The following is a 9,445-nucleotide window of genomic DNA, read 5'->3' as shown; positions in this document are numbered from 1 at the left end:
AGCTCGGCGGCAAGTCGGCCAACTTCATACTCGCTGACGCCGACCTGACCGCAGCGGTGAAGGTCGGCGTCAGCAACGCCTTCCTCAACGGCGGCCAGACCTGCATGGCATGGACCCGGATGCTGGTGCCAGCCGATCGGTACGGCGAGGCCTTGGACGTCGCGGCCGCGGCTGCCGCCAAATTCACTGTCGGCGACCCCACCGATCCGTCGACCCGCCTCGGACCGTCGGCCACCGCGAGCCAGTTCGAAACGGTGCGCGGCTTCATCGACCGAGCACTCGCCGCCGGTGCCCGGCCCGTCACCGGCGGCTCGGAGCGGGTTCTGTCACCCGGCTACTATCTGGCGCCGACCATCCTCGCCGACGTCGACCCGATGTCCGAGATAGCTCAAGAAGAGGTATTCGGACCCGTTCTGGTGGTTATACCGCACACCGGTGACGACGACGCGGTGCGCATAGCGAACTGCACTCCGTACGGGCTGTCGGGGGCAGTGTGGGCCGGTAGCGACGAGCGTGCCGTTTCCGTGGCGAAACGGATCCGCACGGGACAGCTCGACATCAACGGCGGCGCATACAACCCGCGCGCCCCGTTCGGGGGGTACAAAAAGTCCGGATTCGGTCGCGAACTCGGACCGTATGGCTACGAGGAGTTCCTGCAGATCAAGTCCCTGCAGATGCCGACCTGACCGGTTGCATCCGGCGATGTGGTCGACGTCTTCGAAGGATGTCGAACACCACCACCACGTGATCAAGCTGATCTGCTCACGCCGATCGGCCAACGAAGGATTTCACCATGACTTCCCCACTTACCATCACCAGTTCCGGTGCCGTCCAGACGTGGACGATCGACAATCAGGGCGTCGGTAATGCCATTACCGGACTGGATTTCATCGAGGCCTTCGAGCGTGCCGTCCACGAGGCCAACCGGAGTACCGAGGTGCGCGCGGTAATCCTCACCGGTGCCGGCAAGATCTTCTCATCAGGCGGCAACGTCAAGGAGATGGCTGACGCGGAGGGGATGTTCGGGCTCGACCCGCGGGCCCAGCGACGTGCCTACGTCGATTCGATCCAGCGAATTCCGCGAGCCCTCGACCGCCTGGAGGTCGCTATCATCGCTGCGGTCAACGGCCCCGCCATCGGCGCCGGCTGCGACCTGGCGATGATGTGCGACCTGCGAGTGGCGTCCGAGAAGGCATCCTTCGCCGAGAGCTTCGTACAGATCGGTCTCATTCCCGGCGACGGAGGCACCTGGTTCCTTCCACAGGCGATCGGTTATGAACGAGCGGCGCTGATGACCCTCACCGGCGAACGTATCGACGCGGCCACCGCCAAGGAGTGGAACATGATATCCACGCTGGTCCCGCACGACGACCTGCTCTCCGCGGCGATGGACATCGCCGAACGCATCGCTGAGAACCCCTCGGAATCGCTGCGGATGGCCAAGCGGCTGTTGCAGGAGTCGAGAACAAGTTCGCTCGAGACCGTGCTCGGCATGGCTGCCGCCATGCAGCCACTGGCCCACCTCGACCCCGAGCACACGGTCCGGCTGGAGAGGTGGCGGACCAAATGAGCATTCCGCCCAACGTGGGGCGCCTGGTTCCGCCCACCTCCGGTGATCCGGCCACGACCGCTGCGCTCCGCACGAAAGTCCGCGAATTCCTCGCCGACCAGCGCGCGGCCGGCCACTACACACCACGTGTTGACAGCTGGCTGTCGGCATGGGACGAAGACTTCACCCGAGCCCTGGCCGACCGCGGCTGGCTCGGCATGACCGTGCCGAGCGAATACGGGGGCCACGATCGATCCTTCGTGGAACGATTCGTCGTGACCGAAGAACTACTCGCCGCCGGCGCGCCGGTTGCGGCCCACTGGATTGCCGACCGGCAGATCGTCCCCTCACTGCTCAAATACGGCACTGACGAGCAGAAGGAGAAGTATCTGCCGGGCATCTCGCGCGGCGAGGTCTTCTTCGGCATCGGCATGAGCGAGCCGGACTCCGGCTCGGACCTGGTCAGCGTCCGCACCACGGGTACCCGAGTCGATGGCGGCTGGCGGATCAACGGATCGAAAGTATGGACGTCCGGAGCGCATCAGGCCCACGCGTTCATCGTCCTGGCGCGCACCGCGCCTGTGGATGCGACGAACCGCCATGCCGGTCTCAGCCAGTTCCTGGTCGATCTGGACTCGCCCGGAGTGCAGGTCCGCCCGATCATCTCGATGAGCGGCGAGCACCACTTCAACGAGGTTTTCCTCACCGATGTCCTGGTTCCCGACTCCCAGGTTTTCGGCACCATCGGTCAGGGTTGGGAACAGGTCACCTCGGAGCTGAGCTTCGAGCGCAGCGGCCCCGAACGCGTGCTGTCGACCTTCCCGCTGTTGGCGGGGCTGACCGCGATGGACAACGGCCCCGAGCTGGGTCGGCTCGTGGGTCGCATCGCAGGACTGCACCAGATGTCGGCGGCCGTGGCCGGTGCACTGGAACGCCGCGAACGGGCGGACGTGGCCGCCGCGGTGGTCAAGGTGCTCGGCACCAGCACCGAAGGCGATATCGCCGAGGCCGCCGCGCTGCTGACCGGCGACGAGAGCGACGACGACTGGAAGAAGCTGGTCCACACCGGCCTGGACCAACGCCCCGGTTTCACCCTCCGGGGCGGCACCAACGAGATACTGCGCGGCGTGATCGCGCGGGGATTGGGATTGCGATGACCATGATTCCCGATGTCGAGCCCGACCTGTCGGACCTAATGCATGCGGTCTTCGCCAAGCACGCCGGCAAGCATGCCGCCGGTGGGCCGACCGCTGACAAGATCCGCGAGCTCGATACCGCACTATGGGCGGAGCTCAGCGAGCTCGGTCTGACCCGGCTCACCGGTTCCCCGGAAACCGGTGGGAGCGGGGCCAGCTGGCTGGAGGCCGCCGAGCTGCTGTCGGCCGCCGCAGCCGCCGGCGTCCGAACCCCTGTCGCCGAACATGACCTGCTCGCCGGCGCTCTGCTGGAGGAGGCGGGCCTGCCGGCCGATGAGAAGCTCCGCACCGTCGCCATCCTCGATCCCTCGGGCATGGCGTCGTCCGTGCCGTGGGCCTCGGCCGCCGAGTCGATCCTCGCTGTGTGGCACGCCGGTGACCAACGGTTTATCGCCGACGTACCCGCGTCGTCGTTCAACATCATGGCCGGTACCAACCTGGTCGGGGAGCCGCGCGATCGGGTGCAGATCGACCTCGACAATATGTCGGGCACACCGATCACCGACGACGCGGTGGAGCGATATCTACTCAAGGGAGCGCTCACCCGCGCCATCATGGTGTCGTCGGCACTGGACCACGCGCTGGCGCTGTCTTGCGAGCATGTCACGGCCCGCACGCAGTTCGGTCGCCCATTGGCCCGGTTCCAGGCGGTGCAGCACCTGATCGCCGACGCGGCAGCCGAGTGCGCGCTGGCTCGCGCCGCCACCGAGGCGGCGCTGGCTGCCGCGATCCGCAGCGACGACTGGTCCGGCGGCGACCTGCTCTTCCGCATCGCCGTCGCGCGCTCCTGTGTCGGCCACGCCGCGACCACGGTCGTACGCAACGCCCACCAGGTCCACGGCGCCATCGGCACCACGAACGAGCACTCCCTACACCGGTATACCCGAGCCGCACTGGCGTGGCGGGCCGAGTTCGGTTCGGTCACCTACTGGGACCGCCGCCTCGCCGCTATCGCCGGCGCCGCCGGCCCGGAAAACCTCTGGCCCCTGATCGCGGACTGACCATGCCGCCTGGGCACGTTCGCGGATGTCGCCCGAAACAATTGGGCTGTCTAGACCGTTAGGTCGGTGCCGTTGGAAATGCCGAGTGAACGCAGCTTGCGATAGAGCGTGGCACGGCCGATACCGAGCACCCGCGCGGCCTCCGCCCGGTTGTTGTCGACACTGAGCAGGGCGTCGATGATCAGGTCACGTTCGGACTGCTCCATCGGCGTCAGCTTGCGCCGGTGAGCCCTCTTCATCAGCCACCCCGGGAGATCCGAGACCTGCAGCTGGCTGCCCTTCGCCTCCGCCAGCGACACGGCGAGCACGTCACGTAGCTCGGCGACGTTGCCCGGCCAGGAATAGCGCATCAGCACCTGCCGTGCCGGCATCGCGCAGGTGACCACCCGATCAGGCGCGATCTCGGCGAGCAGCTCCGGCACGATATCGACGATGTCGTCCGGCCGCTGGGCCAGCGGTGGCAGCCACAGTTGATGGGCGAAGCCGGCGATCGTACGCACCACGGTGTCGCGCGGATCATCGGTGCACGTCACCATCAGCCGCAGCGGGCCCTCTGCGTTCCGCACCAGCTCCCCGAGTTCGGCACGTACCGGGACGGTCAGCTTGTCTATCCGCCGGACGATCACGGATTCACCCGCGGCGAGCGCACTGCGGCAGCGATCCGGCAGCGAGCTGTGCGAGGTACCCCGCTCCTGTTCCGCATCGAAGATCCGCAGCCCGCCGCCGCGCATCGACGCCAGCCGCTTCGCGGCCCATAGCTTTCCGGTGCCGTCCTCGCCGGTGAACGCGACGGGTTCGTCGTTGTCCGCCAGCTTGGTCATCCGCTCGATCAGTTTGTTCCACTGAACGCTGCGTCCCGCCTTCGCGGGCTCGGAGCTCCGAGTCCGGGGGGTGGTGAGCGGCGACGGCCTCGACCGCGGCGTCAGGTCTCGTGCCGCCCTCTGGGTGAACTCGGGATTCAGGCGCAGGACCACTCCGGCATCGATGCCGGAGTGCTCCACGATGAGCGTCATCCGAAACGAGTAGCGGCCAGCCGAGAGTTCGGCTACTCCCGTGTCGCGGCGATGCCGTGCCGCGATACCCGCCAATTCCCACAGCATCGCCTGATCGGACGCGTTGACCTGTTCCGCCGCCGAAGTGTTGGTCAGGAACATGTTGGGTCGCATCCCCACCACGGGGCCGCGGTGCACCCGGGATGTCTTGACGAAGCACTCCAGCAGCGCCGACTCCGACGCGGACGCCTGCTGCGCGAAGCGGGTCTCGATGTGCTCAGCGACCTCGACGAGCAGGGAGGTCATGAGGGGATTGAAGTCTGTGGCAAGGCAGCTGAAGTCGAGGACTCCCTCGATCGTGCCCCGGACCGGATTGCGAATCGGCACCCCGACGCACGCGAACGGGAACAGCCGCTCCGCGAAGTGCTGCTCCCCGCTGATTGTCACCACGCGCGCTTCCTCCAGGGCGGTTCCGACGCCGTTCGTGCCCGCGAATTCCTCGGTGAAACCGAAGCCCAGCGCGATGCGCGCGTTATCGAGCGGGCCGTGCAGGGACTTCGCCCCGACCCAGCGGTGGATGATCCGGGCGTCGGGGTCGGCGAGCAGCAGTGCGTGGCGCATGTTGGACATCGTGCCGACCAGTCGCTCCAGCACCGGCTCGGCCGCCCGGAAGAGCCTGCTGTCGTCATCGATGTGGTCGTCATAGGGGAGGCTGAGCTCAGCCTCCCGCGCCACGCCGCAGGCAGAGGAGCGTAGCCAGGACCTCTCGATGACCGGGTCCATCCCGGTTTCCGGATCCTCGGCGAGGAACGTACTCATCGACAACACACCCTCTCCAGCCTGCGGCATGCATCTCCAACTCATCAATTGTCCAGATCGGTGGCCCGGTCGCCAGCTCGTCGTGAAACAGCCACTACTTGGCAACACCCCCGGGCACTTCCGGTCTCAGGAATCGGCCCACTTCGCACCACAGAGCGCGTAGACCATGGTGCAGACCTCGTTGCTGCGGTTGCGCCACGCATGCCGGGTGCCGCGCTGCACGACAATCGTTCCCGGGGTGATCAGCTGCTCCTGGCCGTCATCGAGCTCGAGGTAGATCTCGCCCGACAGGCAGATGCCGTAATCGATGGTCTCGGTCGTGTGCATTCCGGGATTGGCCTCCTCGAACGCCCCGATGAGACCCGGCTGCGCCGCCTCCGAATCAGGCGCGTCTCCGTCGCTGTCCGCATCGTCAGCGGCGCCGGCCGGCGGCCAGTGCACGACGCACAGCCGGGTGCCGGTGCCCTCGGGGAAGAAGGGGGCGAACACCGGCTCGTCGCTGCCGCCCTTACCAACGGTCACCGAACCGTCGTCAGGGGTTCCCCAGACGTTGCCGATGTCCATGCCGCCCGCCGCGGCGAAACGCGGCGTTCCAACCGAGGTGAAGACCGCTTTGCGTTCGTTGTTCACTCCGGTGACAACGCGGGTGATGCTCATCTCTGCCATCTGCTGATCGCTCCTCTTGCCAGTCTCTGACGCCACCCCGGCGCCCGATGTGACCAAAATTACAAATGATCGGAACTACCACGGTGTATCACTCTGAGACACTGCCGCGAACAGAGTGCCTTGGCAGTGGTGTGCAAACGCAACAGACACCCTGCCGAAGTCCGCCGCCTAGGGTTTGCCGCCGCACAGAAGATCACCAAGGCCGCACCCCCGGCCACGAAACTGCAACGTCGGACGTACCTGGTTGTCGCCGGACACGGCTACTACCAACTGCTCGCCGCCTTACAGCTCATCCTCGCGCTCGTGGGCGGGTTCGCTCGTCGATATGAACCGCGCGCACTTCGCGCAGCAGCCACCGGAGTCACCGCAGTCGCCGAGACGGCCAGCCACGATGTGACGCCCCCGTCGAGCTAGCGCAGCCGAGGACGATCACCGATGCCGACGACTGTGCGACGAATCAGCACATTCGTACTTCGCACGAACACCGAGCACTTTAGTCTCGTACTCCGGTGGTTAAGGCGCACTTTGGAACCGGCAACACTGGCCCTGGTGGACGTCGTGACTCTGCGGTGCTGACATGCGTTCCTACCTTTCGTTGCCGTCGTTGCCGCGTGCGCGGTCGCGACCTGCATGAGTGCGTGGGGACGGGTCGAGCGGCGCGGGAATCGGTGACCCTGGACGCCTCACGGCCTCGGACGGTGGTGCGGCGTTGTCGAGTGCGACAAGCCGCCGCGACTCTTCCTGCTCCGGTGTGAGTGTCGATGTCGTCGTGCGACCCGGCTCCGTCGACCCTTCGACGCGCGCGGAAGCCGGCACCGACAGCCGCGGCTGTTGGGGGGCGTGGATGGTCGCGAGCTCGGTCCGCACGGCGTACTCGATGTCGAGTGCCCGTTGCAACTCACCTGCCGCGCGATGCGCTTCAGCGATCGCCTCCATGGCTTTCATCAACTGCCGCAGCAACAGCATCGCGGACACGCTCTTCGGGAGATGCCCACTGGTCTGCATCACAATCAGTGCGGCACCACCGGCAGACATAGCTCCCTTCGGTGCCCGGTACGCCCGGTGCGCCGGAAGCTGCGCGGACCGAGCGAGCTGACGCGCCGCCGCGGCCAACGGTCCGGGTGTCGGTTCGATCTGCGCGGACCACGCCGCGAATACCCCGGCGGTACGGCCGGCGGCGCGTGCCCACTGTGCCCGGTCCTCGAGCGGGATGGACCGCAGGTAAGCGTTCCACTTTCCAATGTCCGCGGTGGCCCGGTCGAGCAGCTTCGGGTCGAGTTCCTGACTCTCACGTCCGGCTCGCACCGTCGGCCGGTCGCGGCGAGCCGCGTTCCACTCGTCGACAGCCGCCGACGACGCTTGTGGGCTGTCCTCCCACTCGCTGCGCAACCGCGGCAAGGTCAGATCCTTGGCGAGATGTCCTCCGCCGTAGAACACCGGCGTGTGCCCAGCAGCCGGCCGAACAGCGACCTTGTAGCCGACCACGACGTCGCTTCGCCCCGACGCGAAACGCGGCCGCACGACCAATCCCTGCCCACGCAGACGGCGCACGAACTCCGCCTCCGACTTCGACGCAGTCGCACACGCCCGGACGCGGCGCGCGAGAAGTTCGCGATCCAACTCGGGGGCACCCTCACGTTCGGCACGATGCTTCTCGGCCCGGTGGTAACCGCGTTCGCCTGAACCGGTTTCACGGGAGGCAATGACCGCGAGTCCGTGCTTGCGCTCGAGTTCGCCCGCGAGCTCACTCGCGCGCTTCTTCGACCGCCACAAGTCGACCTTCGTACCGTCCTCGCGCACCACGGACGCCGCGATGTGGATGTGGTCGTTACCCTTGGTGGACACACCGTGCCGCACCGCCGCCCAGCGGGCGGGGGAGCGGCCGGAGGTCTCGGTGAACCCCATGCCGTCCATGAATTCCTGCGCGATTGCGCCCCACTTCTCGTCGGTGAGCTGCCCCTCGTCGGCGTGCAGCGACAGCGAGCAGTGCCACACGTTCGCATCCCGCCACGGGTCGATCGGGTCCCGGACCTTCTTGCCGTGCGAGTCCCGCACATCCTCGCCACTATCGTTTCGGAGGTAGTTCGGTTCGCGGACCTCGGTACCGAAAACCCGGCGCGGCTCATCGATCTGGCGGGCAATCGCGATCGCGTCCTGGTGCGACAACTCGTTGTCGTCGTGCCACGCCATGATCGCCGGATCTCCCGCCACCAGGTGCGGGTCGGTGTGCTCGTTCGACCGCCCCGGGCCCTGTAAATACGACAGCAGACCGGTCATCTTCTCACCGCTGGAGATCTTCACGATCATCGCGCGTCGAACTCCTGCAAAATGCCGTCAATTCGCATCGCGACCCGGCGCACCTCGCCGAGTGTGACCCCGAGATTCTCGGGCAGATCCCCGGTGGCGTTGGTGGCCTTCGCCATCTGGTTGACGTTGATCGAAATCGCCGACAACAACCGGAACGCGCCGAACAACTGCTCCGCGAATTCACGCCGCTCCGACGCGGTCTCGGAGTGCTCCGCGAGGGCGGACTCAACGAGCAACCGCGGCACACTCACTCGCGCATGCTGCGCCTTCGCCAGCAGCGCCGACTCCTCCTCGGGAGTCACCTTCACCACGTGCCGAGCCTGCCGGCCACCGTCGACGTTCGCACGGCGCTCACGCCGGAAGCGGCGCGGACGATCAACGGTCTCATCGCTCATCGTCGTCACCTCTCAGTTCGGCCCAGCGCAGCGCCCCCACCACGTGGAGCTACACGACAGTGTCTCAGGTCCAGAGCGCAGCGTCCAGACCTGACCCCAACTTAGGGCACCTAAGTTTCCATCTTGCTCCGCCGGTGCTCGATCAGTTGGCACGCAGCGCCTGCGTCGTGTGCCCGATCATGAAAAGGCACAGGACGAGCGAAGCGAGTTCCTTCGCGCGGTTTCCCGGCCGCCCCCACCTGTGGTGCGGACCCGATTGTGGGTGCCTGAGATCAAGCGGAGCGGGACAGAGAATCTCGGGCATCCACATGAGGACCAGGGCGCTCCGCACTTGTGGTCGGCCGGCGCCCGAACGGGCTGACAAAGGGCCGCGCTCCGCGCGTCCGACGCGACTTCACAGCGGGGGAGTTGTCCCCAAGTGGGCACCGGGCTTAACGGCATTGGGCACACACGACATTTCTCCGCTCCGCTGTGTCGTGTGCACACAACGCCTACCCGGACACCCACCCGGGGACAACAG

General features: G+C 66.7%; 9 protein-coding genes. 5 read left to right on the top strand and 4 right to left on the bottom strand.

Annotated features, from left to right (window positions below; genetic code table 11):
• From WAW17_RS20345 to WAW17_RS20330, 4 genes are all read left to right on the top strand, one after another.
• Positions 1-686 (top strand): aldehyde dehydrogenase family protein (locus WAW17_RS20345; RefSeq protein ID WP_422334722.1); only part of this gene is annotated, 686 nt, incomplete at its 5' end.
• A gap of 107 nt (positions 687-793) precedes the next feature.
• On the top strand, positions 794-1,570 hold the full coding sequence (locus tag WAW17_RS20340) for an enoyl-CoA hydratase-related protein (protein ID WP_043800683.1): 777 nt from the start codon (positions 794-796) through the stop codon (positions 1,568-1,570).
• On the top strand, positions 1,567-2,706 hold the full coding sequence (locus tag WAW17_RS20335) for an acyl-CoA dehydrogenase family protein (protein ID WP_043800685.1): 1,140 nt from the start codon (positions 1,567-1,569) through the stop codon (positions 2,704-2,706). Before WAW17_RS20340 ends, WAW17_RS20335 begins: the two co-directional genes overlap by 4 nt.
• Entirely contained in the window at positions 2,703-3,746 is a 1,044-nt protein-coding gene (locus WAW17_RS20330; protein WP_043800688.1) for an acyl-CoA dehydrogenase family protein, read from the top strand. Before WAW17_RS20335 ends, WAW17_RS20330 begins: the two co-directional genes overlap by 4 nt.
• 50 nt (positions 3,747-3,796) lie before the next feature.
• Here the strand turns inward: WAW17_RS20330 and WAW17_RS20325 are convergent, their stop codons facing one another.
• On the bottom strand, positions 3,797-5,587 hold the full coding sequence (locus tag WAW17_RS20325; protein WP_422334721.1) for a sigma-54-dependent Fis family transcriptional regulator: 1,791 nt from the start codon (positions 5,585-5,587) through the stop codon (positions 3,797-3,799).
• Between the two features lie 96 nt (positions 5,588-5,683).
• Positions 5,684-6,223: a cupin domain-containing protein gene (locus WAW17_RS20320; RefSeq protein WP_051446107.1), complete on the bottom strand. Its 540-nt coding sequence runs from the start codon at positions 6,221-6,223 to the stop codon at positions 5,684-5,686.
• A gap of 129 nt (positions 6,224-6,352) precedes the next feature.
• On the opposite strand from WAW17_RS20320, the gene WAW17_RS20315 reads away from it, so the two are divergent.
• The gene (locus WAW17_RS20315) at positions 6,353-6,637 is read left to right on the top strand and encodes a hypothetical protein (RefSeq protein ID WP_422334720.1); all 285 of its coding nucleotides are present in this window, start codon (positions 6,353-6,355) and stop codon (positions 6,635-6,637) included.
• A 171-nt stretch (positions 6,638-6,808) separates the two neighbouring features.
• Here the strand turns inward: WAW17_RS20315 and WAW17_RS20310 are convergent, their stop codons facing one another.
• Both WAW17_RS20310 and WAW17_RS20305 read right to left on the bottom strand, forming a co-directional pair.
• Positions 6,809-8,530, bottom strand: coding sequence for a relaxase/mobilization nuclease domain-containing protein (locus WAW17_RS20310; RefSeq protein WP_043800693.1), 1,722 nt, complete (start codon positions 8,528-8,530; stop codon positions 6,809-6,811).
• Complete coding sequence (locus WAW17_RS20305) at positions 8,527-8,925, bottom strand: plasmid mobilization relaxosome protein MobC (RefSeq protein ID WP_422334719.1); 399 nt, start codon at positions 8,923-8,925, stop codon at positions 8,527-8,529. The genes WAW17_RS20310 and WAW17_RS20305 overlap by 4 nt, the downstream gene beginning before the upstream one ends.
• Positions 8,926-9,445: the final 520 nt, after the last annotated feature.

Source organism: Rhodococcus sp. (in: high G+C Gram-positive bacteria), from assembly GCF_049286785.1.
GTDB lineage: Bacteria > Actinomycetota > Actinomycetes > Mycobacteriales > Mycobacteriaceae > Rhodococcus_F.
This window is presented reverse-complemented; position numbering and strand designations above follow the sequence as displayed.

Excerpts from the sequence above, each read along its gene's own strand:
- WAW17_RS20340 (WP_043800683.1), top strand. The coding sequence starts at position 794 with ATGACTTCCCCACTTACCATCACCAGTTCCGGTGCCGTCCAGACGTGG.
- WAW17_RS20335 (WP_043800685.1), top strand. The coding sequence starts at position 1,567 with ATGAGCATTCCGCCCAACGTGGGGCGCCTGGTTCCGCCCACCTCCGGT.
- WAW17_RS20330 (WP_043800688.1), top strand. The coding sequence starts at position 2,703 with ATGACCATGATTCCCGATGTCGAGCCCGACCTGTCGGACCTAATGCAT.
- WAW17_RS20325 (WP_422334721.1), bottom strand. The coding sequence starts at position 5,587 with ATGCCGCAGGCTGGAGAGGGTGTGTTGTCGATGAGTACGTTCCTCGCC.
- WAW17_RS20320 (WP_051446107.1), bottom strand. The coding sequence starts at position 6,223 with ATGGCAGAGATGAGCATCACCCGCGTTGTCACCGGAGTGAACAACGAA.
- WAW17_RS20310 (WP_043800693.1), bottom strand. The coding sequence starts at position 8,530 with ATGATCGTGAAGATCTCCAGCGGTGAGAAGATGACCGGTCTGCTGTCG.
- WAW17_RS20305 (WP_422334719.1), bottom strand. The coding sequence starts at position 8,925 with ATGAGCGATGAGACCGTTGATCGTCCGCGCCGCTTCCGGCGTGAGCGC.